20 protein-coding genes and 1 pseudogene are annotated in these 23,085 nt (G+C 58.2%); 17 read left to right on the top strand and 4 right to left on the bottom strand.

Going from position 1 to position 23,085, the window contains the following annotated elements:
* The first annotated feature begins 280 nt into the window (after positions 1 to 280).
* Together argE and argA are read left to right on the top strand one after the other, a co-directional pair.
* A complete protein-coding gene (gene argE, locus KGB18_RS29335; RefSeq protein WP_123720294.1) occupies positions 281 to 1,447 on the top strand; it encodes an acetylornithine deacetylase in 1,167 nt (388 codons plus the stop codon).
* A gap of 147 nt (positions 1,448 to 1,594) precedes the next feature.
* Entirely contained in the window at positions 1,595 to 2,893 is a 1,299-nt protein-coding gene (argA, locus tag KGB18_RS29330; RefSeq protein WP_123360972.1) for an amino-acid N-acetyltransferase, read from the top strand.
* A 168-nt stretch (positions 2,894 to 3,061) separates the two neighbouring features.
* Here the strand turns inward: argA and tauA are convergent, their stop codons facing one another.
* Positions 3,062 to 4,048, bottom strand: coding sequence for a taurine ABC transporter substrate-binding protein (gene tauA / locus KGB18_RS29325; protein ID WP_411737003.1), 987 nt, complete (start codon positions 4,046 to 4,048; stop codon positions 3,062 to 3,064).
* Between the two features lie 368 nt (positions 4,049 to 4,416).
* Here tauA and KGB18_RS29320 point away from each other — a divergent pair, with 368 nt between their 5' ends.
* The 7 genes and pseudogenes from KGB18_RS29320 (at position 4,417) to KGB18_RS29290 (ending at position 10,004) form a co-directional block, all read left to right on the top strand.
* On the top strand, positions 4,417 to 5,742 hold the full coding sequence (locus KGB18_RS29320; protein ID WP_201061346.1) for an OprD family outer membrane porin: 1,326 nt from the start codon (positions 4,417 to 4,419) through the stop codon (positions 5,740 to 5,742).
* Positions 5,743 to 6,022: 280 nt separating this feature from the next.
* Positions 6,023 to 6,661, top strand: coding sequence for a peroxiredoxin (locus tag KGB18_RS29315; RefSeq protein WP_201061348.1), 639 nt, complete (start codon positions 6,023 to 6,025; stop codon positions 6,659 to 6,661).
* 311 nt (positions 6,662 to 6,972) lie between these two features.
* Positions 6,973 to 7,080, top strand: a pseudogene (locus tag KGB18_RS29310) (NADPH-dependent FMN reductase); the annotation flags it as partial.
* A gap of 101 nt (positions 7,081 to 7,181) precedes the next feature.
* Positions 7,182 to 8,162: a sulfonate ABC transporter substrate-binding protein gene (locus KGB18_RS29305; protein WP_223570939.1), complete on the top strand. Its 981-nt coding sequence runs from the start codon at positions 7,182 to 7,184 to the stop codon at positions 8,160 to 8,162.
* Between the two features lie 6 nt (positions 8,163 to 8,168).
* A complete protein-coding gene (gene ssuC, locus KGB18_RS29300; protein ID WP_223570938.1) occupies positions 8,169 to 8,951 on the top strand; it encodes an aliphatic sulfonate ABC transporter permease SsuC in 783 nt (260 codons plus the stop codon).
* Entirely contained in the window at positions 8,948 to 9,754 is an 807-nt protein-coding gene (gene ssuB, locus KGB18_RS29295; RefSeq protein WP_123720299.1) for an aliphatic sulfonates ABC transporter ATP-binding protein, read from the top strand. Before ssuC ends, ssuB begins: the two co-directional genes overlap by 4 nt.
* 34 nt (positions 9,755 to 9,788) lie before the next feature.
* The gene (locus KGB18_RS29290) at positions 9,789 to 10,004 is read left to right on the top strand and encodes a molybdopterin-binding protein (protein ID WP_003229256.1); all 216 of its coding nucleotides are present in this window, start codon (positions 9,789 to 9,791) and stop codon (positions 10,002 to 10,004) included.
* A 192-nt stretch (positions 10,005 to 10,196) separates the two neighbouring features.
* On the opposite strand, the gene KGB18_RS29285 is transcribed toward KGB18_RS29290, so the two are convergent.
* Positions 10,197 to 10,829: a TetR/AcrR family transcriptional regulator gene (locus tag KGB18_RS29285; RefSeq protein WP_223570937.1), complete on the bottom strand. Its 633-nt coding sequence runs from the start codon at positions 10,827 to 10,829 to the stop codon at positions 10,197 to 10,199.
* Between the two features lie 240 nt (positions 10,830 to 11,069).
* Entirely contained in the window at positions 11,070 to 12,446 is a 1,377-nt protein-coding gene (locus KGB18_RS29280) for a glutamine synthetase family protein (RefSeq protein WP_007897683.1), read from the bottom strand.
* Positions 12,447 to 12,724: 278 nt separating this feature from the next.
* Between KGB18_RS29280 and KGB18_RS29275 the strand changes: the two genes are divergently transcribed.
* The 8 genes from KGB18_RS29275 to KGB18_RS29240 all read left to right on the top strand — a co-directional run bounded on the left by KGB18_RS29275 (position 12,725) and on the right by KGB18_RS29240 (position 21,946).
* Positions 12,725 to 13,501: a gamma-glutamyl-gamma-aminobutyrate hydrolase family protein gene (locus tag KGB18_RS29275; RefSeq protein ID WP_123720300.1), complete on the top strand. Its 777-nt coding sequence runs from the start codon at positions 12,725 to 12,727 to the stop codon at positions 13,499 to 13,501.
* A gap of 37 nt (positions 13,502 to 13,538) precedes the next feature.
* On the top strand, positions 13,539 to 14,897 hold the full coding sequence (locus tag KGB18_RS29270; RefSeq protein WP_123360981.1) for a glutamine synthetase family protein: 1,359 nt from the start codon (positions 13,539 to 13,541) through the stop codon (positions 14,895 to 14,897).
* A 57-nt stretch (positions 14,898 to 14,954) separates the two neighbouring features.
* Positions 14,955 to 16,319: an aspartate aminotransferase family protein gene (locus KGB18_RS29265; RefSeq protein ID WP_123720301.1), complete on the top strand. Its 1,365-nt coding sequence runs from the start codon at positions 14,955 to 14,957 to the stop codon at positions 16,317 to 16,319.
* A gap of 182 nt (positions 16,320 to 16,501) precedes the next feature.
* Positions 16,502 to 17,599 carry a polyamine ABC transporter substrate-binding protein gene (locus KGB18_RS29260; protein ID WP_052964627.1) on the top strand — a complete coding sequence of 366 codons (1,098 nt, stop codon included), beginning with the start codon at positions 16,502 to 16,504 and terminating at the stop codon, positions 17,597 to 17,599.
* Between the two features lie 241 nt (positions 17,600 to 17,840).
* Positions 17,841 to 18,938 carry a polyamine ABC transporter substrate-binding protein gene (locus KGB18_RS29255; RefSeq protein WP_123720302.1) on the top strand — a complete coding sequence of 366 codons (1,098 nt, stop codon included), beginning with the start codon at positions 17,841 to 17,843 and terminating at the stop codon, positions 18,936 to 18,938.
* Positions 18,939 to 18,999: 61 nt separating this feature from the next.
* Complete coding sequence (locus KGB18_RS29250) at positions 19,000 to 20,142, top strand: ABC transporter ATP-binding protein (protein ID WP_123720303.1); 1,143 nt, start codon at positions 19,000 to 19,002, stop codon at positions 20,140 to 20,142.
* 35 nt (positions 20,143 to 20,177) lie between these two features.
* The gene (locus tag KGB18_RS29245; protein ID WP_187326409.1) at positions 20,178 to 21,059 is read left to right on the top strand and encodes an ABC transporter permease subunit; all 882 of its coding nucleotides are present in this window, start codon (positions 20,178 to 20,180) and stop codon (positions 21,057 to 21,059) included.
* Positions 21,056 to 21,946, top strand: a complete 891-nt coding sequence (locus KGB18_RS29240) for an ABC transporter permease subunit (RefSeq protein ID WP_008012612.1) — start codon at positions 21,056 to 21,058, stop codon at positions 21,944 to 21,946. Before KGB18_RS29245 ends, KGB18_RS29240 begins: the two co-directional genes overlap by 4 nt.
* Before the next feature lie 140 nt (positions 21,947 to 22,086).
* On the opposite strand, the gene KGB18_RS29235 is transcribed toward KGB18_RS29240, so the two are convergent.
* Positions 22,087 to 22,728: an HD domain-containing protein gene (locus KGB18_RS29235; RefSeq protein ID WP_123720305.1), complete on the bottom strand. Its 642-nt coding sequence runs from the start codon at positions 22,726 to 22,728 to the stop codon at positions 22,087 to 22,089.
* Positions 22,729 to 23,085: the final 357 nt, after the last annotated feature.

Genomic DNA, 23,085 nt, shown 5'->3' with positions numbered 1-23,085 from the left:
TGTGTGGCTGCCAAGGTCGTGCAGTGTACAGGACTCATCCGAGATAGGGTCTGTTGACGCTTGGTGACGACCGCGACGGGCCCCACTTGGCGCAGGGCTGCGTTGCTCGGAACTTATTTGGGGCGACCAAACCACGTTCCTCGCGCCTTGCCCTGCACCAAGTGGGTCTCCGTCGCGGCTCGTCACCAAGCGTCAACAGACCCTACGCGCCGTAGCGGTTTATTCCTGTCGCCGGATGGTTCTATGATGGACTTCAATTCGGGAGTGTTGGGAGTCAGCGATGCCTTTGCCGTCCATGAAAGATCAGTTCGCTGCGCTGATCGCCGCGCCGTCCGTCAGCTGTACCCAACCCAGCCTGGATCAAACCAATCGGCCGGTCATCGACTTGTTGGCGACATGGCTCGGGGACTTGGGTTTTGCCTGCGATATCCAGCAGGTCAGCCCCGGTAAATTCAATCTGCTGGCCAGTTTTGGTTCCGGCCCCGGCGGCCTGGTGCTGGCCGGTCACAGCGATACGGTGCCGTACGACGAGGCGTTGTGGCAGACCGATCCGCTGAAACTGACGGAAGTGGACGGTCGCTGGGTCGGCTTGGGCAGTTGCGACATGAAGGGTTTTTTCGCCCTGGCCATCGAAGCCGTCAAACCCTTGCTCGACCAACCGTTCAAGCAACCCTTGCTGATCCTCGCCACCTGCGATGAAGAAAGCTCGATGTCTGGCGCTCGCGCTCTGGCCGAAGCCGGTCGGCCATTAGGTCGCGCGGCGGTGATCGGCGAGCCGACCGGGCTGAAGCCGGTGCGGATGCACAAAGGCATCATGATGGAACGCATCGACATCCTCGGCCAGAGCGGCCATTCCTCCGACCCGCGCCTGGGCCACAGCGCCCTCGAGGCCATGCACGATGCCATCGGCGAACTGCGCGGCTTGCGCCTGGCGTGGCAGCGCGAGTTCCGTAACCTGCAGTTCAGCGTGCCGCAACCGACGATGAATTTCGGCTGCATTCACGGGGGTGACAATCCCAACCGAATCTGCGGCCAGTGCTCGCTGGAGTTCGACTTGCGTCCATTGCCAGGCATGGACCCCAAAGCCTTGCGCGCGGCGATTTTGCAGAAGCTCAACCCGATTGCCGAACGGCATCAGGTGAAGATCGATTACGCGCCGCTGTTCCCCGAAGTGCCATCCTTCGAGCAGGCTGAGGACTCGGAATTGGTGAGGGTCGCCGAAAAGCTCACCGGCCATCGCGCCGAAGCAGTGGCGTTCGGCACGGAAGCGCCTTATCTTCAGCGTCTTGGTTGTGAAACATTGGTATTGGGGCCGGGTGATATCGCCTGCGCACACCAACCGGGGGAATACCTCGAAATGTCACGTTTGCAGCCTACCGTGCATCTATTACGACAACTGATTGAACATTACTGCCTGACGCCGGCCAAAACGACGATGCCAGTGTAGGAGCGTGTATAAATTGCCGATGTCCCAACCCGTATTCATGAGGAGAGCGCGCGTGTCGCCAAGCCTGTTCCGACGATAACCATCAGCCCGCTGTGCGTTTACTGCTTTACCCTTTTTTCGGCTGCTATTTATTACAGGCCCAGGTTCATGCCCGAATACGTCAATTGGCTTCGTCACGCTTCGCCTTACATCAACGCCCACCGCGATTGCACCTTCGTCGTCATGCTGCCCGGCGACGGCGTGGAGCACCCGAACTTCGGCAACATCGTCCACGACCTGGTGCTGCTGCACAGCCTGGGCGTGCGTCTGGTGCTGGTTCACGGTTCGCGTCCGCAAATTGAAACCCGCCTCGCTGCTCGCGGCCTGACCCCGCATTACCACCATGGCATGCGCATCACCGATGCGGCGACGCTTGAGTGCGTGATCGATGCGGTCGGCCAACTGCGTATCGCCATCGAAGCGCGACTGTCCATGGACATGGCTTCATCGCCGATGCAGGGTTCGCGCCTGCGGGTGGCCAGCGGCAATCTGGTGACTGCACGGCCGATCGGCGTACTTGAAGGTGTCGACTATCACCATACCGGCGAAGTGCGCCGGGTCGATCGCAAGGGCATCAATCGCCTGCTGGACGAACGCTCCATCGTGCTGTTGTCGCCGTTGGGTTACTCGCCGACCGGTGAGATCTTCAACCTCGCTTGCGAAGATGTCGCTACCCGCGCGGCTATCGATCTGGGGGCGGACAAGCTGCTGCTGTTCGGTGCCGATCTGGGCTTGATCGATGAAAATGGTCGTCTGGTTCGCGAATTGCGTCCGCAACAAGTGCCGGCGCATTTGCAGCGTCTGGGCAACAATTATCAGGCCGAGCTGCTGGATGCGGCCGCTGAGGCGTGCCGGGGCGGGGTGGCGCGCAGTCACATCGTCAGCTACGCCGAAGATGGCGCGCTGTTGACCGAACTGTTCACCCGTGACGGTGGCGGTACGCTGGTGGCCCAGGAGCAATTCGAAGTTGTGCGCGAGGCAGCCATCGAGGATGTCGGCGGTTTGCTGGACTTGATCAGCCCGCTGGAAGAGCAAGGCATTCTGGTACGCCGTTCCCGCGAGGTGCTGGAGCGTGAGATCGAGCAGTTCAGCGTGGTCGAACGCGAAGGCATGATCATCGCCTGCGCGGCGCTGTATCAGATCGCCGATTCGGATGCTGGGGAGTTGGCGTGTCTGGCGGTGAACCCGGAGTACCGCCATGGCGGTCGCGGCGATGAACTGCTGGAACGCATCGAAACCCGCGCCCGGGCACAAGGACTGAAAACCTTGTTCGTGCTGACCACCCGGACGGCCCACTGGTTTCGTGAGCGGGGCTTCGTGCCAAGCAGCGTCGAACGCCTGCCGTCGGCGCGGGCGTCGCTTTACAACTACCAGCGTAATTCGAAGATCTTCGAAAAAACGCTCTGACTGGGTGGCTGTCTGTGTTGGCTTTTGTGGCGAGGGAGCTTGCTCCCGCTGGGCTGCGAAGCGGCCCCAAAACCAGTAAACGCGTTATGACTGATTCACCGCGTCGTCGGGTTTGGGAGTCCTCCGGCCTCCAGCGGGAGCAAGCTCCCTCGCCACAGGTTTTGCGTGTCATTCAGTGACGTATTTAGCGCTGACATAGGGCGAATAATCCGGCAGCACCGTCTCGACCTTCCCTTGCTCCTTCAAGAACTTCGCCGTTTCGCCAATCGCCTTGGCTGTGCCGCCATCGAGCAGCGCGGTGGTCTGTTGTGCCTTGGCATCCGGGAATGCGGAACCGGCCAGTAGCTCCGGCACATCGGCGGCATTGGCACCGGTCAATTTGGCGATTTTCTGTACGGGTACCGAATCGGCGGTCCAGCTGTCTTTATGGGCGGCGTAGTCGGCGAATGAATCCAGAGTGACCTTGGCAAATCGGGCCACGACTTCTGGATGCTTCTCGGCGAAATCCTTGCGAGCGACCCACACCTCGAAGGTCGGCGCGCCCCATTGGCCGACCTGCCCGGCGTCGGTCAACGTCTTGCCGGTCTTGCGGATCTCCCCCAACGCCGGCGACCAGACAAACGCGCCATCGATGTCGCCACGCTTCCAGGCCGCGGCGATTTCCGCCGGTTGCAGGTTCACCACTTTGACTTTCGAGGCGTCCAGGCCCCAATGCTTCAGCGCGCCGAGCAGGCTGTAATGGGAGGTTGAAACGAAGGGCGTGGCGATGGTCTTGCCGATCAGATCTTGCGGTTTATCAATGCCGCTGCCATTGCGCACCACAAGGGCTTCGGCAGCGTTGATCTGAGCCGAAACAATGAACGCGACAATCGGCAGGTTACGCGAAGCGGCTGCCGCCAGCGGGCTTGAGCCGAGGTTGCCAATCTGCACATCACCGGACGCAATGGCGGTGACCACTTCCGGGCCACTGTTGAAACGACGCCAATCGATTTTCTGGCCAATGGTTTTCTCGTAAACACCATCAGCCTGAGGGACTTTGCTCGGGTCGATACCGGTTTGATAACCGACGGTAAGAGTCGCCGCGTGAGCGGAAAAAGAAAATATCAGCGATACACAAACTGTAACAAATTGACTAGATAGTGCGCGTTTGGCCATCATGGCGTCGCCTTTTCGAAAGTGATTGACGTATGGGGAGTACGCCAACGCTAATCGATCTAAAAAAAGGCCAATAAATACCATTTAGGAATTAGCTTATGAGCCGATACCTTTTGTCCCGGTTCGGATCATTGCTTGAGAGCTATATTCCTAAATGGCATGAAAAAGAATGAAATAATTCTTTTTGGGTTTATGAGGAAATCATTACCCTGCAGGGACCAAATCACTGCGGTTAGACCTTGGTCGTAGACACACATGGTTACGATTGACTTGTTAGTCACGGTCTGGCGCTAATCGCGCATCTGTGGATCTGGGGCGTTAGACCCGAGACCAAAGAACACAAAAATTAGAACGAGAGGAGCGAAACAATGAAGAAGTCCATCTTGGCCCTGGCTGTGGCCGTAGGGGTTTTGGCGCAGCAGGCAGGCGCCGCCGGTTTCATTGAAGACAGCAAGGCGTCCGTCAGTTCCCGTACCCTGTACTTCGATAACGATAACCGCGAAGGCGGTTCTGACCAGCGCGAAACGGCCACCGGCCTGAAGTTCGACTACAAGTCCGGCTTCACCCAAGGCGTCGTAGGTTTTGGTATCGACGCCCAAGCCCTGGTCGGTATCCACCTCGATGGCGGCAAAGGTCACCACCCGGATACCAACACCTTTGTTCCAAGCGACACCGACGGTTCGGCCGTACACAACTGGAGTCGTCTGTCTGGCAACGTAAAGGCGCTTTTCTCGAAAACCGAGGCTCACTTAGGTGGTGCCCTGGCGCCTAACCTGCCAATTCTGGTGGCCAGCGATGGTCGTCTGCTGCCGCAAACCTTTGAAGGTGGCACCATCACCTCCAAGGAAATCGACAACGTAACCTTCAATGCCGGTCAGTTGGAGCACGCCGTTGGCCGTGCGGGGACTAACAGCACAGGCCTGGCAGTGAGCGGCGGTACTGAGGAAAGCAACCAGTTCCGTTACGGTGGTGCGGACTGGAAAGTCACCAAAGACCTGACCCTGCAGTACTACTACGCCAACCTCGAAGACTATTACAAGCAGCACTTCCTGGGCGCGGTACACGTTTTCCCGATCAGCGAAAACCAGTCGTTTAAAACTGACTTGCGTTACTTCGACAGCAGCTCGGATGGCCGCAACGGTGACGCCGGCTATCGGTTCAACAACAACGGTGGCTATGCCAAGACCCCGGGCGAGGTCGATAACAAGACCTGGAGCGCCATGTTCACTTATACCCTGGGTGGCAGCGCCTTCCTGTTGGGTCACCAGCAAGTCGGCGATGACGGTGGCTTCGTCTACCTGAACCAGGGTAGCCTTTTGAATGACAGCGGTCGTAACGAAGGGGCTGGCGGCTCAAGCTTCTATCTGTTTACCGATAGCATGATCCATCAGTTTGTCCGCGCAGGTGAGAACACCACGTTCGGTCAATACTCGTACGACTTCACCGCCTTGGGCGTTCCGGGCTTGAAGGCTGCAATTGCCTACCTCCACGGTGACGACATCAAATCCGCCACTGGCGGAAGCGATTCGTCCGAGTGGGAACGCGACATGCGCCTGGACTACGTTGTCCAGCAAGGCCCTCTGAAAGGCTTCGGCACTACTCTGCGTCACGGCACCTACCGTGGCAGCAGTACCGGTATCGCTGACCAGGATCAGACTCGCTTGATCTTTAACTACACTTACAGCTTCATGTAAGACGTAGAAAAAAAGCCCCACCCGGCATCACGCCGGGCGGGGCTTTTGCGTTTTCAAGGCGGGCTCACCCCCGTAAACCCCCCTTGAAATTCCCCTCTTTTGCAGCAACTCAAGGCCTTCTCGAACCTTGTCGGCGATGTTCGTCCTCATGTGCATTCAGGTCCAGTGAACAGATATTTAATATTCACTTCAGATCTAAATAAATCGATATTTATTCTTTTTAATTAATATCGAACGCAGGCACAGTTGAACTCAACAAGCACTCACAAGGAGCAGCACCATGAGTCTCAGACTTGGCGATATCGCCCCCGATTTCGAACAGGATTCCAGCGCCGGCACTATCCGTTTCCACGAATGGCTGGCCGATAGCTGGGGCGTGTTGTTTTCCCATCCGGCGGACTTCACGCCGGTGTGCACCACCGAGCTGGGCTTCACCGCCAGGCTCAAGGATGAATTCGCTCAACGCGGCGTCAAAGCCATCGCCCTGTCCGTGGATCCGGTGGACTCACATCACAAGTGGATCGAGGACATCAACGAAACCCAGAACGCCATCGTCAACTTCCCGATCCTCGCCGATGCGGACCGCAAAGTGTCCGACCTGTATGACCTGATCCATCCGAATGCCAACGACACCCTGACCGTACGTTCGCTGTTCGTGATCGATCCGAACAAGAAGATTCGACTGACGATTACTTACCCGGCGAGTACCGGCCGTAACTTCAATGAAATCTTGCGGGTGATCGATTCGCTGCAGCTCACCGACAACTACAAGGTGGCCACCCCGGCCAACTGGCAGGAAGGTGATGAAGTCGTGATCGTGCCGTCGCTCAAGGACGAAGACGAAATCAATCGACGTTTTCCCAAGGGGTATCGTGCGGTGAAGCCGTACCTGCGTCTGACGCCGCAACCGAACAGGTAATCATCCGAATTTTGCGGAGTGGCTGAAATCGCTATCGCGGGCAAGCCCGCTCCCACAGTGGATTGGGGGAGGGTCAGAAATGTGTGGCAGACCTAAAACCCTGTGGGAGCGGGCTTGCCCGCGAAGGCGGCAGACCGGCCAGTGAAAATTTCATGTCATCCACAAAGCAGGGGATTTCGGGCCGTTTCGACGGCCTATTTTTTGCCTGAAAAAAGACAATATTTAATATTCATTTAAAGTATAACCAAATGAATAAATATGATTTATAGATATATAAGTCGGCTGTTAAGGTCACTCCATCGGCGCGAGATTTGTTTGAAGCGCTGGAGCAGTTTTTCAGCGTCATGGCTCGTCGGCCCAAGCCGCTCGATCCGAACCTGTTGAATGAACGTTTGTTGAGTGCTCGCTGGAGCATTTAAGCCAGCACTCAAGCCACACCTGAATTTGAAGTACTCACCTTACTCAGCCGCTAACGGTCAAGCAGGTGCAGCCAAAACCCAACTGCAAAAAGGAGAGCGCTATGCGCACTGTCATTTTGCGTCGTGGTCTGGTCGCTCTGTTTGCTGCGGCTGTCACCTTCGGCGCCATTACTCAAGCTCAAGCGCTTTCTACCCAAGAAGGCGTGCTAAGAATCGGTTATCAGAAGTACGGCACTCTGGTGCTGCTCAAAGCCAAAGGTACTCTGGAAAAACGCCTCGCCGCCCAAGGTGTGGACGTGCAATGGACTGAATTCCCCGGTGGCCCGCAACTGCTCGAAGGCCTGAACGTCGGCTCCATCGACTTTGGCGTCACCGGTGAAACGCCACCCGTGTTCGCTCAGGCGGCCGGCGCCGATCTGCTCTACGTCGCCTATGAACCACCAGCGCCACACAGCGAGGCGATCCTGGTGCCGAAGGGTTCGCCGATCAAATCGGTGCAGGAACTCAAGGGCAAAAAAGTCGTGCTCAACAAAGGCTCCAACGTGCACTACCTGTTGGTGCGTGCGCTTGAAGACGCCGGCCTCAAATACACCGACATCCAGACCGTGTTCCTGCCGCCAGCCGATGCCCGCGCCGCGTTCGAGCGTGGCAGTGTCGATGCCTGGGTGATCTGGGACCCGTACCAGGCCGCCGCCGAACAGCAACTGCAAGCACGCACTCTGCGCGATGGCCAGGGCATCGTCGATAACCACCAATTCTATCTGGCGACCAAACCTTACGCACAGAAGAATCCTGAAGTGATCAAGGCGCTGGTGGAAGAAGTACGCGCGGTTGGCGAATGGTCCAAGGCCAATCCCGAGGATGTGACCAAGCAGGTTTCGCCACTGCTTGGCCTGCCAGCGGACATCACCCTGACCTCGATGAAACGCCAAGGCTACGGTGCACTGTTCCTGACCCCTGATGTAGTCGCGGCCCAGCAAAAAATCGCCGACAGCTTCTACCAGCTCAAGCTGATTCCCAAACCCTTGAGCATCAAAGACGTGATCTGGACGCCACCCACCGCCGTGGCCAAAGCGCCGTAATTCGCCATGAAGAAAATCATTCACAACCTCGCGCCTTGGGCGTTGCCGGTCTTGTTGCTGGCGGTATGGCAGTTGTCGGTGTCGGCGGGCTGGTTGTCGACGCGGATTCTGCCGGCGCCGATCGCGGTGATCGAGGCCGGTGTGAGTCTGGTCAGCAGCGGTGAAATCTGGACTCACCTGGCCATCAGTGGCTGGCGCGCGGCGCTCGGTTTCGCCATTGGCGGCGCCATTGGTCTGACCTTGGGCTTCATCACCGGCTTGTCGAAATGGGGCGAACGCCTGCTCGACAGTTCGGTGCAGATGATCCGTAACGTACCGCATCTGGCACTGATTCCACTGGTGATCCTGTGGTTCGGTATCGACGAGTCGGCGAAGATTTTTCTGGTGGCGTTGGGCACGTTGTTCCCGATCTACCTCAACACGTATCACGGTATCCGCAACGTCGATCCGGCACTGGTGGAAATGTCCCGCAGTTATGGCCTGTCCGGCTTCGGCCTGTTTCGTCAGGTGATCCTGCCGGGTGCACTGCCATCGATTCTGGTCGGTGTGCGTTTTGCCCTGGGCTTCATGTGGCTGACATTGATCGTCGCGGAAACCATTTCCGCGAGCTCGGGCATCGGCTATCTGGCGATGAATGCCCGGGAGTTCTTGCAGACCGACGTGGTGGTACTGGCGATTCTTTTGTACGCAGTGCTCGGCAAGCTGGCCGACCTTGCGGCGCGTGGGCTTGAACGTGTGTGGCTGCGCTGGCATCCGGCTTATCAGGTTGCCAAGGGAGGTGCCGCATGACGGCTCAACAACCTCCACGCCTGCTGCGCGGTATTCCACTGGCCGTGCGCAAGCTGCAAAAAACCTTTGGTTCACGGCAAGTGCTGCGTGAAATCGATCTGCACATTCCGGCCGGGCAGTTTGTGGCGGTGGTCGGGCGTAGCGGCTGCGGTAAAAGTACCTTGCTGCGCTTGCTCGCCGGTCTCGACAAGCCCACGGGTGGTGAGCTGCTTGCAGGCGCAGCGCCACTGAGTGATGCGCGGGAAGACACTCGGCTGATGTTCCAGGAAGCACGTCTGCTGCCGTGGAAAAAGGTCATCGACAACGTCGGTCTCGGGCTCAAGGGCAACTGGCGGCCACAAGCATTGCAAGCGCTGGAAGCGGTCGGCCTGGCGGATCGCGCCAACGAGTGGCCGGCAGCGTTGTCCGGCGGGCAGAAGCAACGTGTGGCCCTGGCTCGCGCGTTGATCCATCAACCGCGCTTGCTGTTGCTCGACGAACCGCTGGGCGCACTGGATGCCCTGACCCGAATCGAAATGCAGCAACTGATCGAACGGCTCTGGCAACAGCATGGCTTCACCGTGTTGCTGGTGACCCACGACGTCAGCGAAGCGGTGGCGATTGCCGATCGGGTGATTCTGATTGAAGAGGGCGAAGTCGGCCTCGACCTGCATGTGGAACTGCCGCGCCCTCGGGTCCGTGGCTCCCATCGGCTGGCGGCGCTGGAAACCGAAGTGCTCAACCGCGTGCTGTCCCTGCCTGGCCAACCGCCGGAACCGGAACCTGTTTCACCACTGCCTACGCAATTGCGTTGGGCTCAATAACTTAAAGATTCATCCAACGACAGGAATCAACATCATGACTATCAAAGCCATCAACGTTCGTAACCAGTTCAAAGGCTCGATCAAGGAAATCGTGCTGGGTGACGTGCTGTCGGAAATCGACGTGCAGACTGCCTCCGGCATCGTCACTTCGGTGATTACCACCCGTTCGGTGAAAGAGCTGGAACTGGTGGTCGGCAGTGAAGTGATCGCGTTTGTAAAATCCACCGAGGTGTCGATCGCCAAGTTGTAAGCGCGTGCGCAAACAACAACCCCGACGGGTGTGAGCCCTTCGGGGTTTTTCTAAGTCTGCCTGATTTGAAAATGGTGGTGCTGCCATCGCGGGCAAGCCCGCTCCCACAAGGATCTCCAGTGGATTCAGATTTTGTGAGCGACAGATAAACCTGTGGGAGCGGGCTTGCCCGCGATGAGGCCAGTGAAGGCGCTAGGGATTTCTCTTGGGCAGGTAGGGCGGCAGATACAGCCCCAAATAAGCATCAAACACCCGCATCCCTTCTTCAGCCATTCGCGGCGTGATCTGCCCATGCTGCTGCACCGAGCGTGCATACACCCGATCGCCCAGCTCCATGGCCAGCGCAAACACATCGACATCACTTGGCAGCGTCGGCAATTCGAAGTGGTGGTCGAACAACTTGTGCATCAGGTCGCCGAGTTCGATGTCGTGCTGGCGGTCAGCCTGGGTGACTTCGGTCAGGCCATGCTGGGCGAGGATCAGCTGGCGGGCGGCGGCGTCTTCGTCGTAGATGGCGAGCATGCGTTGTTCCACCAGTCGCGACAGATCGCGCCAGCCGTTGAGGGCATGGTGGTCGATGGGCGCTTGCAGGCAGGCGCGGAACGCGGCGTGGACGTCGGCGGTCAGGGCTTCAAGCAGGGCCGGGACGCTGGCGAAAAAGTGGTAGACGGAGGAGGGCGGGATCTCCGCGCGTTCGGCGACGCTGTAGATCGACAGGCTGGCCACGCCCTCGGCGGCCAGCAGCGTGCGGGCGGCATCGAGTATCGAATCGATCCGGGCCTGACTGCGGGCGCGGGGTTTGCGAATGGTGGCGGTGCGCGTCATTGAAGTCTCCTGCGGGGCAGCGGGCATTGTACGAGTCGAGTTGTGTGTTGTCTTCTCGGCCGCCATCGCGGGCAAGCCCGCTCCCACAGGGAACTGCTGTGGACGCAATATCAGTGTGCATCACACGACACTGTGGGAGCGGGCTTGCCCACGATGCAGGCGACTCGGTTTAACTGAATAAACCCCATAAAAAAACGCCGCAAGCTGTGAGGCCGGCGGCGTTGTTTTTACTGCAACCGCTTACACGGTATGCAGGTACCAGTTGTACTCAAGGTCGGAGATGGAGTGTTCAAACTCCTCCAGCTCGCTCTCTTTGCAGGCCACGAAGATATCGATGTATTTCGGATCGATGTACTTGGCCATGACTTCGCTGTCGTCCAGCTCGCGCAGTGCATCGCGCAGGTTGTTCGGCAGGCTTTGCTCGTTCTGCTCGTAGGAGTTGCCTTCCACGGGTGCGCCTGGCTCGATCTTGTTGGTCAGGCCGTGGTGCACGCCCGCCAAAACCGAAGCCATCAACAGATACGGGTTGGCGTCGGCGCCGGCGACACGATGCTCGATGCGCACAGCATCGGAGGAACCGGTCGGTACGCGGATGGCCACGGTGCGGTTGTCCAGGCCCCAGCACGGCGAGTTCGGCACGTAGAACTGTGCGCCGAAACGACGGTAGGAGTTGACGTTCGGGCAGAGGAAAGCCATCTGCGCCGGCAGGGTCTCGAGCACACCGCCGATCGCGTGACGCAGTGCGGCGTTCTGCTCGGGATCCTCGCTGGCAAAAATGTTTTTGCCATCTTTATCAAGAATCGAGATGTGGACGTGCAGACCGTTACCTGCCTGGCCCGGATAAGGCTTGGCCATGAAGGTGGTGTCCATCTCATGGTCGTAGGCGATGTTTTTGATCAGACGCTTGAGCAGGACCGCATAGTCGCAGGCCTTGATCGGGTCGGCCACGTGGTGCAGGTTCACTTCGAACTGTGCAGGGGCACTTTCCTTGACGATCGCATCGGCAGGGATGCCTTGCTCTTTCGCACCTTCCAGAATGTCCTGGAGGCAGTCGACGTATTCGTCGAGGTCGTCGATCAGGTAGACCTGTGTCGAATGCGGGCGTTTGCCGGAGATCGGCGAGCGCGGCGGTTGTGGGCGACCGTTCACGTTCTCCTGGTCGATCAGGTAGAACTCCAGTTCGAACGCGGCGCAGATGGTCAGGCCCATCTCGTCAAACTTGGCTACGACTTGTCGCAGGACTTCGCGCGGGTCGGCGAAGAAAGGATCACCTTCGAGTTCGTGCATGGTCATTAACAGTTGCGCGGTCGGGCGCTTCTGCCAGGGCTCATTGCACAGGGTGTCGGGGATTGGATAGCAGATTCGGTCAGCATCGCCGATGTCCAGGCCCAGGCCGGTGCTTTCCACCGTCGAGCCATTGATATCCAGAGCAAATAGAGAGGCCGGCAGGTTGATGCCTTTCTCGTAAACCTTGTGGAGGCTGGTGCGTTCAATGCGCTTGCCGCGCACCACACCATTCATATCCGCAATCAGAAGGTCAACGTACAGAACCTCAGGATGTTCCTTAAGGAACGCGTTCGCTTCGTTAAGCTGAACGGCACGCGGGGGTACCGACATGATGCAACACCTTTGTTGTTAAAAATATCAATCATTGATCTCTTCGGATTCCAGTCAACCCGAACGGCATGCCGAAGTCAAGCGAGGCCTTTTTTGCCCTAAAAAAGCACTCGTGGGCCTTTTTTGAGGCACTTTGGGGCGTTTTTTTGCCTTCAGCGTTCTTGGCGCCCGCGAGCTTGAGCGGGCCGTGTTGTATTTTTTACGGGGGTGTTGTGTAAAAAAATGAACAAGGCTAAGCTCGATTTAAACCCATAACAGCAATAATACCGGGGTGCTTCATGTCTCGCCTGCCGTTAATCGGCGTCACCGCCTGCTCAAAGCAGATCGGTCTGCATGCTTATCACATCAGTGGCGACAAATACGTACGCGCCGTGGCATCAGCTGCCAAGGGCCTGCCGTTGATTCTTCCATCCCTGGCGGATCTACAGACATCGTCCGATATTCTGGACGCTCTGGACGGCATTCTCTTTACAGGCTCTCCTTCTAATATAGAACCGTTTCACTATAACGGCCCGGCCAGTGCGCCGGGTACTGCTCATGATTCTGCACGCGATGCCACCACTCTCCCGCTGATCCGCGCCGCTGTCGAGGCCGGTGTTCCCGTGCTCGGCATTTGCCGCGGCTTCCAGGAAATGAATGTGGCGTTCGGCGGCAGCCTGCATCAAAAAGTTCACGAAGCCGGTGCTTTCATGGATCACCGTGAAGACGACAGTCTGCCGCTGGAAGGGCAATACGCGCCAAGTCACCCGGTGCACGTCCAGCCGGGCGGTGTACTGGCCGGGCTGGGCCTGGCGAACGAGATTCAAGTCAATTCGATTCATGGTCAGGGCGTTGACCGTCTGGCGCCGGGCCTTCGCGTAGAGGCTTTGGCTCCAGACGGTTTGATCGAAGCTGTCTCAGTCAATAGCGGCAAGGCTTTTGCTCTGGGAGTTCAATGGCATCCTGAATGGCAGGTAAGCTCTAACCCTGACTACCTTGCGATCTTTCAGGCATTTGGCGATGCCTGCCGCAAGCATGCTCTACAACGCGACGCCGATGCGTCAAACAACGCCTGACTTATAAGAGTCAGGAAACTCAGCCTAAGAGGCATTTATGAGTAACAACCTCGACCAGCTCACCGATTGGTTGAAAGACCACAAGATCACAGAAGTCGAATGCATGATTGGCGACCTGACCGGCATCACCCGGGGCAAGATTTCGCCGACCAACAAGTTCATTGCCGAAAAAGGCATGCGCCTGCCCGAAAGCGTTCTGTTGCAGACCGTGACCGGCGACTACGTCGAAGACGACATCTATTACGAACTGCTCGACCCGGCCGACATCGACATGATCTGCCGCCCCGACCAGAACGCGGTGTTTCTGGTGCCCTGGGCCATCGAGCCCACTGCGCAGGTGATCCACGACACCTACGACAAACAGGGTAATCCGATCGAGCTGTCGCCGCGCAATGTGCTCAAGAAGGTGCTGAAACTCTACGCCGACCACGGCTGGCAGCCGATCGTGGCGCCGGAAATGGAGTTCTATCTCACCAAGCGCAGCGATGACCCGGATTACCCGCTGCAACCGCCGATTGGCCGCTCTGGTCGTCCGGAAACCGGTCGCCAATCCTTCTCGATTGAAGCCGCGAACGAATTCGATCCGTTGTTCGAAGACGTCTACGACTGGTGCGAACTGCAAGAGCTGGACCTCGACACGCTGATCCACGAGGACGGCACCGCGCAGATGGAAATCAACTTCCGTCATGGCGATGCCTTGTCCCTGGCCGACCAGATTCTGGTGTTCAAACGCACCATGCGTGAAGCCGCGCTCAAGCACAACGTGGCGGCGACCTTCATGGCCAAACCCATGACCGGCGAGCCGGGCAGCGCCATGCACTTGCACCAGAGCATCATCGACATCGAGACCGGCAAAAACGTCTTCTCCAATGAAGACGGGACCATGAGCCAGCTGTTTCTCAACCACATCGGCGGCTTGCAGAAATTCATTCCTGAGCTGCTGCCGTTGTTCGCACCCAACGTCAATTCGTTCCGCCGCTTCCTGCCGGACACCTCGGCACCGGTGAACGTGGAGTGGGGCGAAGAGAACCGCACCGTGGGCCTGCGGGTTCCGGATGCCGGGCCGCAGAACCGTCGGGTGGAAAACCGCCTGCCGGGTGCCGATGCCAACCCTTACCTGGCCATCGCCGCCAGCCTGTTGTGCGGCCTTATCGGCATGGTCGAAGGGCATAACCCGAGTGCTCCGGTCGTGGGTCGTGGTTATGAGCGGCGCAACCTGCGCCTGCCACTGACTATTGAAGACGCCCTGGATCGCATGGAAAACAGCAAGACCATCGAAAAGTACCTGGGCAAGAAATTCATCACGGGCTACATCGCGGTCAAGCGGGCCGAGCATGAAAACTTCAAGCGCGTGATTAGTTCGTGGGAGCGGGAATTCCTGCTCTTCGCCGTCTGATGCGCCGGGCGCCGCTGCTCTTGGCGGCGCCTCCACTCGAATCTTAGGAGAATTCGCATGACCAGCAACAACCCGCAAACCCGTGAATGGCAAGCCCTGAGCAGCGATCACCACCTGGCCCCGTTCAGCGACTTCAAGCAGCTGAAAGAGAAAGGCCCGCGGATCATCACCAAGGCCAAGGGCGTTTACCTCTGGGACAGCGAAGGCAACAAGATCCTCGACGGCATGGCCGGCCTGTGGTGTGTAGCGATCGGCTACGGTCGCGATGAGCTGGCCGATGCCGCCAGCAAACAGATGCGCGAACTGCCTTATTACAACCTGTTCTTCCAGACGGCTCACCCGCCGGTGCTGGAGCTGGCCAAGGTGATTGCCGACGTTGCGCCTGAAGGCATGAATCACGTGTTCTTCACCGGTTCCGGTTCCGAAGGCAACGACACCATGCTGCGGATGGTTCGCCACTACTGGGCGATCAAGGGCCAGCCGAAGAAGAAAGTCATCATCAGTCGCAAGAACGGCTATCACGGTTCTACCGTGGCCGGCGCGAGCCTGGGTGGCATGACGTACATGCACGAACAGGGCGACTTGCCGATCCCGGGCATTGTTCATATTGCCCAGCCGTACTGGTTCGGCGAAGGCGGCGACATGACCCCGAACGAATTCGGTATCTGGGCGGCCAATCAGCTGGAAGAGAAGATTCTGGAAGTCGGCGTCGACAACGTCGGTGCCTTTATTGCCGAGCCGATCCAGGGCGCTGGCGGCGTGATCATTCCGCCAGACAGCTACTGGCCGCGCATCAAGGAAATCCTCGCCAAGTACGACATTCTGTTCGTGGCCGACGAAGTGATCTGCGGTTTTGGCCGTACTGGCGAGTGGTTCGGTACCGATTTCTACGACCTCAAACCCCACATGATGACCATCGCCAAAGGCCTGACCTCCGGTTACATCCCGATGGGTGGCCTGATCGTGCATGACGATGTGGTCGAGGTGCTCAACGAAGGTGGCGATTTCAACCACGGTTTCACTTATTCCGGGCACCCGGTGGCCGCTGCGGTGGCGCTGGAAAACATTCGTATCCTGCGCGACGAAAAAATTGTCGAGCGCGTGCGTACAGAAACGGCACCTTATTTGCAAAAGCGTCTACGGGAACTGAGCGATCACCCGTTGGTGGGGGAAGTGCGTGGGGTCGGTCTGTTGGGGGCGATCGAACTGGTTCAGGACAAAGCCACCCGCAAACGTTACGAAGGCCGTGGCGTCGGCATGATCTGCCGCACGTTCTGCTTCGAAAACGGCCTGATCATGCGTGCCGTCGGCGACACCATGATCATTGCTCCGCCACTGGTGATTACACCGGCTGAAATCGATGAGTTGGTAACAAAAGCACGCAAGTGCCTGGACCTGACCCTGAGTGCGTTACAGGGCTAAGTGCTAGGCTCTGAGCGAGGTGCGAAGTGTGCACTTCGCTCAGTGCAAACAAAGGATGGGGCTTTCCTTGAAAGCCAGCCTTGGATCTTGCCAGACTAACGGTTGTTCGGATGCCCTGTAACAGGCCACTGAGCACGTGGTTAAAAAGAAAAACTGGAGCATTACCCATGAAGGCATTAGGTATGAAGATAGCTGGCAAGACCCTCCTCGCCATGTCCCTGATGGGCGTGATGGCGGGCGCCGTTCAGGCTGACGACAAAGTGCTGCACGTGTACAACTGGTCCGATTACATCGCACCGGATACCGTCAAGAAGTTCGAAGCCGAGTCGGGTATCAAAGTCGTCTACGACGTGTTCGACAGTAACGAAACCCTCGAAGCCAAGCTGTTGGCAGGCAAGTCCGGCTACGACATCGTTGTGCCGTCGAACAACTTCCTGGCCAAGCAGATCAAGGCCGGCGTTTACCAGAAGCTGGACAAGTCCAAGCTGCCTAACTGGAAAAACCTGAACCCGGACCTGCTTAAAGCGGTATCGGTGAGCGACCCGGGTAACGAACACGCGTTCCCTTACATGTGGGGTTCGATCGGTATCGGTTTCAACGCCGAGAAGGTCAAGGCTGCACTGGGTGCCGATGCGCCAACCAACTCCTGGGACTTGCTGTTCAAACCTGAAAACGCTGCCAAGTTGAAGTCGTGCGGTATCAGCTTCCTCGATTCGCCAACCGAGATGATTCCGGTGGCGTTGCATTACCTGGGCTATCCAACCGACAGCCAGGACAAGAAACAACTGGCTGAAGCCGAAGCGCTGTTCCTGAAGATTCGTCCTTCGGTGGGCTACTTCCACTCGTCCAAGTACATCTCCGACCTGGCCAACGGCAACATCTGCGTCGCCGTGGGTTACTCGGGTGACATCTACCAGGCCAAGGCTCGCGCCGCTGAAGCCGGTGACAAGGTGAAAGTCAGCTACAACATTCCGAAAGAAGGTGCCGGCAGCTTCTACGACATGGTCGCCATCCCTAAAGATGCCGAAAACGTCGAAGGCGCCTACAAGTTCATGACCTTCCTGCAGAAGCCGGAAATCATGGCTGAAATCACCAACGCCGTACGTTTCCCGAACGGTAACGCGGCGTCTACCGCACTGGTTGATAAAGAAATCACCAGTGATCCAGGCATCTACCCGCCAGCAGAAGTGTTGGCCAAGCTGTACGCGATTGCCGACTTGCCGGCCGCGACCCAGCGGATCCTGACTCGCAGCTGGACCAAGATCAAATCCGGTAAATAAGTAATAAACCCTGTAGCAGCTGCCGAAGGCTGCGTTGAGGTCCGAAGGACCTCCGCTTTTCGACAGCACAACTGCTTCGCAGTTGAACGCAGCCTTCGGCAGCTGCTACAGGGTTCTGCATAAAAGTTTTGCTGGAACGGTTTTTCGAGGGTAAGTTGCGCGCCGGTTTTGTTGCCAGGCAGCCATGGCTGTCATGTAACGCGGGGCAACTTGGGCCCAACTAATTTTAGAGGACCTCCACTTGCCTATTTTTTCTTTGTTGCGCAATGCCCTGCTGGTCGGCGCCGGGCTGACACTTGCTGTCAGTGTTCAGGCCGCTGGCACGGTGCATATTTATAACTGGTCGGACTACATCGGTGAGACCACCCTGGCCGACTTCCAGAAAGAAACCGGTATCAAGCCGGTGTATGACGTATTCGATTCCAACGAAACCCTGGAAGGCAAGTTGCTGGCCGGGCGTACCGGTTATGACGTGGTCGTGCCGTCCAACCACTTCCTTGGCAAGCAGATCAAGGCCGGGGCTTTTCAGAAGCTCGACAAGTCGAAGCTGACCAACTATTCCAACCTCGACCCGGTACTGCTCAAGCGCCTGGAACAGAACGATCCGGGCAATCAGTACGCCGTGCCGTATCTGTGGGGCACTAACGGCATCGGTTACAACGTCGACAAGGTCAAGGCCGTGCTGGGCCTCGACAAGATCGATTCGTGGGATGTGGTGTTCGAGCCGCAGAACATCAAGAAGCTGCACAGCTGTGGCGTGGCGTTCCTCGACTCCGCCGATGAAATGATGCCCACGGTCCTCAACTACATGGGCCTGAACGCCAACAGCACCAACCCTGAAGACTACAAAAAGGCTGAAGCCAAGTTGCTGGCAGTGCGGCCTTACGTGACCTATTTCCACTCGTCCAAATACATCGCAGACCTGGCCAACGGTGACATCTGCGTGGCGATCGGTTTCTCCGGCGATATGTTCCAGGCCAAGGCACGCGCGGCTGAAGCCGGCAAAGGCATGAACATCGCCTACTCGATTCCGAAAGAGGGCGGCGCGCTCTGGTTCGACATGCTGGCGATCCCCAAGGATGCCGCCAACGCCAAAGAGGCCCATGCCTTCATCAACTATTTGCTGAAACCCGAGGTGATCGCCCAGGTCAGCGATTCCGTAGGCTACGCCAACCCGAACCCCGGGTCGGACAAACTGATGGAACAGTCCATACGCACCGACGCATCGGTATATCCACCGCAAGCGGTCCTCGACAAGACGTACGTATCCATCGAGTTGCCAGCGAACATTCAACGTTTGATGACGCGCAGCTGGACCAAGGTCAAGTCGGGCAAATAGCTTCAAACTATCCAGGTTCGCCACGTTGAGCGAACTGCAAATTCTGTTGGGAGTTTCGTAAATGGCAGTTGCCTCCGGCGCCTATAAGAAAGCCCTCGAGGGCGACCAGACACCTAAACAGGTGCTGGTCAAAATCGACCGGGTCACCAAAAAGTTCGACGAGACGATTGCCGTGGACGACGTGTCCCTGGAAATCAAGAAAGGCGAAATCTTCGCCCTGCTCGGCGGCTCGGGTTCGGGCAAATCCACCTTGCTGCGGATGCTGGCAGGTTTCGAACGGCCCACGGAGGGGCGCATTTACCTCGACGGCGTAGACATCACTGACATGCCGCCGTACGAGCGACCGATCAATATGATGTTCCAGTCCTATGCCTTGTTCCCACACATGACCGTGGCGCAGAACATCGCCTTCGGCCTCAAGCAGGACAAGCTTCCCGCCGCTGAAGTCGATGCACGCGTGGCCGACATGCTCAAGCTGGTGCAGATGAGCCAGTACGCCAAGCGCAAACCCCATCAGTTGTCCGGCGGTCAGCGTCAGCGTGTGGCGCTGGCGCGTTCGTTGGCCAAACGGCCGAAGCTGTTGCTGCTCGACGAACCGATGGGCGCGCTGGACAAGAAACTGCGTTCGCAAATGCAGCTGGAACTGGTCGAGATCATCGAGCGGGTCGGCGTGACCTGCGTGATGGTGACCCACGACCAGGAAGAGGCCATGACCATGGCCGAGCGCATCGCGATCATGCACCTGGGCTGGATCGCCCAGATCGGCAGCCCGATCGACATCTACGAAACCCCGACCAGCCGTCTGGTCTGCGAATTCATCGGCAACGTCAACATCTTCGAAGGCGAAGTGGTGGACGACGCCGAAGGCCATGCGCTCATCACCTGCAAGGATCTGGACCGCAGCATCTATGTGGGTCACGGCATCAGCACCTCGGTGCAGGACAAGTCCGTCACCTACGCGATCCGTCCGGAAAAACTGCTGGTGACAGCCGACATGCCGACCTGCGAATACAACTGGTCGAGCGGCAAGGTCCATGACATCGCCTACCTCGGCGGCCACTCGGTGTTCTACGTCGAATTGCCGAGCGGCAAACTGGTGCAGTCCTTCGTCGCCAACGCCGAGCGCCGCGGCCAGCGCCCAACCTGGGGTGACCAGGTTTACGTGTACTGGGAAGACGACAGCGGCGTGGTACTTCGCTCATGAACCTGCGCAAACTCAAACGCCGGCTCAATCGAATAATTCCCGGTGGCCGTCAGCTGGTCATCGGGGTTCCGTTCATTTGGCTGTTCATGTTCTTCATGTTGCCGTTCTTCATCGTTCTGAAGATCAGCTTCGCCGAAGCCGACGTGGCCATTCCGCCGTACACCGAAATCTACAGTTTCATCGACCAGAAGCTCCAGGTGCTGCTTAACCTGAGCAACTACGCGATGCTCGGCGACGACGAGTTGTATATCGCCGCTTACCTCGGCTCGTTGAAGATGGCGCTGATCAGCACCGTCCTCTGTTTGCTGATCGGCTACCCGATGGCCTACGCCATTGCCAGCGCCCGCAAAGAGCTGCAAACGGTGCTGGTGCTGCTGATCATGATGCCGACCTGGACCGCAATTCTGATCCGCGTGTATGCGTGGATGGGCATCCTCAGCAACAACGGTCTGCTTAACGGCTTTTTGATGGGCATGGGTTGGATCGACGAGCCGCTGCAGATCCTCAACACCAACCTCGCGGTCTATATCGGGGTCGTTTATTCCTATCTGCCGTTCATGATCCTGCCGCTCTACGCCAACCTGGTCAAACACGACACCAGCCTGCTGGAAGCCGCGTCGGACCTCGGTTCGAGCACCTTCAACAGTTTCTGGAAGATCACCGTGCCGCTGTCGAAAAACGGCATCATCGCAGGCGCAATGCTGGTGTTCATCCCGGTGGTGGGTGAGTTCGTGATCCCGGAACTGCTCGGCGGTCCGGAAACCCTGATGATCGGTAAAGTGCTCTGGCAAGAGTTCTTCAACAACCGTGACTGGCCGGTGGCGTCTGCTCTGGCTGTGGTGATGCTGGCGATCCTGATTGTGCCGATCATCCTGTTCAACCGTAGTCAGGCCAAAGAAATGGAGGGCAAGGAATGAAGCGCTTCCGTTTCTCAAGTTTCATGCTGGTAGCGGGTTTGCTGTTCATCTACGCGCCGATGCTGATCCTGGTGATCTACTCGTTCAACGCCTCGAAACTGGTGACGGTGTGGGGCGGCTGGTCGATCAAGTGGTACGTGGGGTTGATGGACAACACCCAACTGATGGGCTCGGTGGTGCGCTCGCTGGAAATCGCCTGCTACACGGCGATTGCAGCGGTGGCACTGGGGACACTGGCGGCCTTCGTGCTGACCCGTATCACCCACTTCAAGGGCCGCACGCTGTTCGGTGGTCTGGTCACCGCGCCGCTGGTGATGCCGGAAGTGATCACCGGTCTGTCGCTGTTGCTGCTGTTCGTGGCCATGGCGCAGATGATCGGCTGGCCACAGGAACGCGGCATCGTCACCATCTGGATCGCCCACACCACTTTCTGTGCGGCATATGTGGCGGTGGTGGTGTCGGCGCGCTTGCGTGAGCTGGACCTGTCCATCGAAGAGGCGGCCATGGACCTGGGCGCGCGGCCGTGGAAGGTGTTCTTCCTGATTACCATTCCGATGATCGCCCCGTCGCTGGCGGCGGGCGGCATGATGTCGTTTGCCTTGTCGCTGGATGACCTGGTGCTGGCGAGCTTCGTGTCCGGTCCGGGTTCCACGACCTTGCCGATGGAAGTGTTCTCGGCGGTGCGCCTGGGCGTGAAGCCCGAGATCAACGCTGTGGCCAGCCTGATTCTGCTGGCGGTGTCGCTGGTGACGTTCCTGGTCTGGTTCTTCAGCCGTCGTGCCGAAGAGATTCGCAAGCGTGCGATCCAGCAGGCCATCGAAGAAGGTGCCGCCGATTCCTGGAAACAACCGGACGTGCGCCGGGCGCAGGCGCCGGAAGCGGCTTGAGCTTGATGCCGGGTTGACCACGCATGTGTGGCCAACCCAAATCCCTGTGGGAGCGGGCTTGCCCGCGATGGCGGCGTCACCGTCAACATAGATGTCGACGGACAGACCGCTATCGCGGGCAAGCCCGCTCCCACAGGTTTTTAGGAAATCCAGGGGGACTTGCGGATGATCTCGACGAAGTTCATCGGCTTGAAGCCCGGCTCGCTGTCCACCAGTACATCCGCGTTCACGGTGCCAAACGTGCTGTCCGGCTTATGTTTGAAGCCATTGGCGAACGCACACAGAATGCACTCCTTGAACCCTTCACCCCGTGGATGCGCATGCACCACTGCTTCACGCTGCACGGTGGAAAACGCCGCGTAGTCGATGCCCAGCACATCCATCTCGACGCCGGCCGTCACCAGCGCCACATTGGGACGCAGGTGTTGCGGCACGCCCGGTGTGGTGTGCAGGGCAATCGACAACCACACCTGTTCGATATCGTCGTCAGACAAACCGTAGGGTTTGAGGAACGCTTTCGCCGCGTTGGCACTGTCGACTTCGAATCGCTCATTATCGCTGCGGTGACCTTCCACCAGCCCCAAGTCATGGAACATCGCGCCGACGTACAGCAGCTCCGGATCATAAGCCAACTGCTTGCGCTCACCGCTCAAGGCGCCGAACAGAAACACCCGGCGTGAGTGGTGGAACAGCAGGTCGGACTCGACGTCGCGAATGTATTCAGTGGTGGCCCTGGCCAACGCGCTGTCAGGGATTTTGATACCGGCGATGATGCTGCTCATGGTGCTTTCCTCATGGGGAACGCCGTGGCGGCGCTGATGGGGTCAGTCTGTTCGCGCAGCCGAAACCGGACAATCGATCCATGGCTGCGATCCCGGCCAATGAACCTGCATATCGCGCCAACCTCGCTTGTTGGGCTTGGATTGGCTAGGGTTGATGGTGATCAGCCAGAAAAGATCGCAGCCTTCGGCAGCTCTACAGGGGTGCGCAATCCCATGTAGGAGCTGCCGAAGGCTGCGATCTTTTCAATGTGAAGGTGAACTTGAACCATGAGTAAAACCATTGCCATCGTGGTGTTCCCAGGCGTCCAGTCACTGGATGTCACCGGCCCCCTGGATGTGTTTTCCGAAGCCAATCGT

The organism is Pseudomonas sp. BF-R-26, from assembly GCF_019947395.1.
Classification (GTDB): Bacteria; Pseudomonadota; Gammaproteobacteria; order Pseudomonadales; family Pseudomonadaceae; genus Aquipseudomonas; species Aquipseudomonas farris.
Note: the sequence above shows the minus strand (reverse complement) of the source record. Positions and strands in the feature narration are given on the sequence as shown.

Coding starts and splice junctions, on each gene's coding strand:
- argE (WP_123720294.1), top strand. CDS start 281: ATGCCTTTGCCGTCCATGAAAGATCAGTTCGCTGCGCTGATCGCCGCG.
- argA (WP_123360972.1), top strand. CDS start 1,595: ATGCCCGAATACGTCAATTGGCTTCGTCACGCTTCGCCTTACATCAAC.
- tauA (WP_411737003.1), bottom strand. CDS start 4,048: ATGGCCAAACGCGCACTATCTAGTCAATTTGTTACAGTTTGTGTATCG.
- KGB18_RS29320 (WP_201061346.1), top strand. CDS start 4,417: ATGAAGAAGTCCATCTTGGCCCTGGCTGTGGCCGTAGGGGTTTTGGCG.
- KGB18_RS29315 (WP_201061348.1), top strand. CDS start 6,023: ATGAGTCTCAGACTTGGCGATATCGCCCCCGATTTCGAACAGGATTCC.
- KGB18_RS29305 (WP_223570939.1), top strand. CDS start 7,182: ATGCGCACTGTCATTTTGCGTCGTGGTCTGGTCGCTCTGTTTGCTGCG.
- ssuC (WP_223570938.1), top strand. CDS start 8,169: ATGAAGAAAATCATTCACAACCTCGCGCCTTGGGCGTTGCCGGTCTTG.
- ssuB (WP_123720299.1), top strand. CDS start 8,948: ATGACGGCTCAACAACCTCCACGCCTGCTGCGCGGTATTCCACTGGCC.
- KGB18_RS29290 (WP_003229256.1), top strand. CDS start 9,789: ATGACTATCAAAGCCATCAACGTTCGTAACCAGTTCAAAGGCTCGATC.
- KGB18_RS29285 (WP_223570937.1), bottom strand. CDS start 10,829: ATGACGCGCACCGCCACCATTCGCAAACCCCGCGCCCGCAGTCAGGCC.
- KGB18_RS29280 (WP_007897683.1), bottom strand. CDS start 12,446: ATGTCGGTACCCCCGCGTGCCGTTCAGCTTAACGAAGCGAACGCGTTC.
- KGB18_RS29275 (WP_123720300.1), top strand. CDS start 12,725: ATGTCTCGCCTGCCGTTAATCGGCGTCACCGCCTGCTCAAAGCAGATC.
- KGB18_RS29270 (WP_123360981.1), top strand. CDS start 13,539: ATGAGTAACAACCTCGACCAGCTCACCGATTGGTTGAAAGACCACAAG.
- KGB18_RS29265 (WP_123720301.1), top strand. CDS start 14,955: ATGACCAGCAACAACCCGCAAACCCGTGAATGGCAAGCCCTGAGCAGC.
- KGB18_RS29260 (WP_052964627.1), top strand. CDS start 16,502: ATGAAGATAGCTGGCAAGACCCTCCTCGCCATGTCCCTGATGGGCGTG.
- KGB18_RS29250 (WP_123720303.1), top strand. CDS start 19,000: ATGGCAGTTGCCTCCGGCGCCTATAAGAAAGCCCTCGAGGGCGACCAG.
- KGB18_RS29240 (WP_008012612.1), top strand. CDS start 21,056: ATGAAGCGCTTCCGTTTCTCAAGTTTCATGCTGGTAGCGGGTTTGCTG.
- KGB18_RS29235 (WP_123720305.1), bottom strand. CDS start 22,728: ATGAGCAGCATCATCGCCGGTATCAAAATCCCTGACAGCGCGTTGGCC.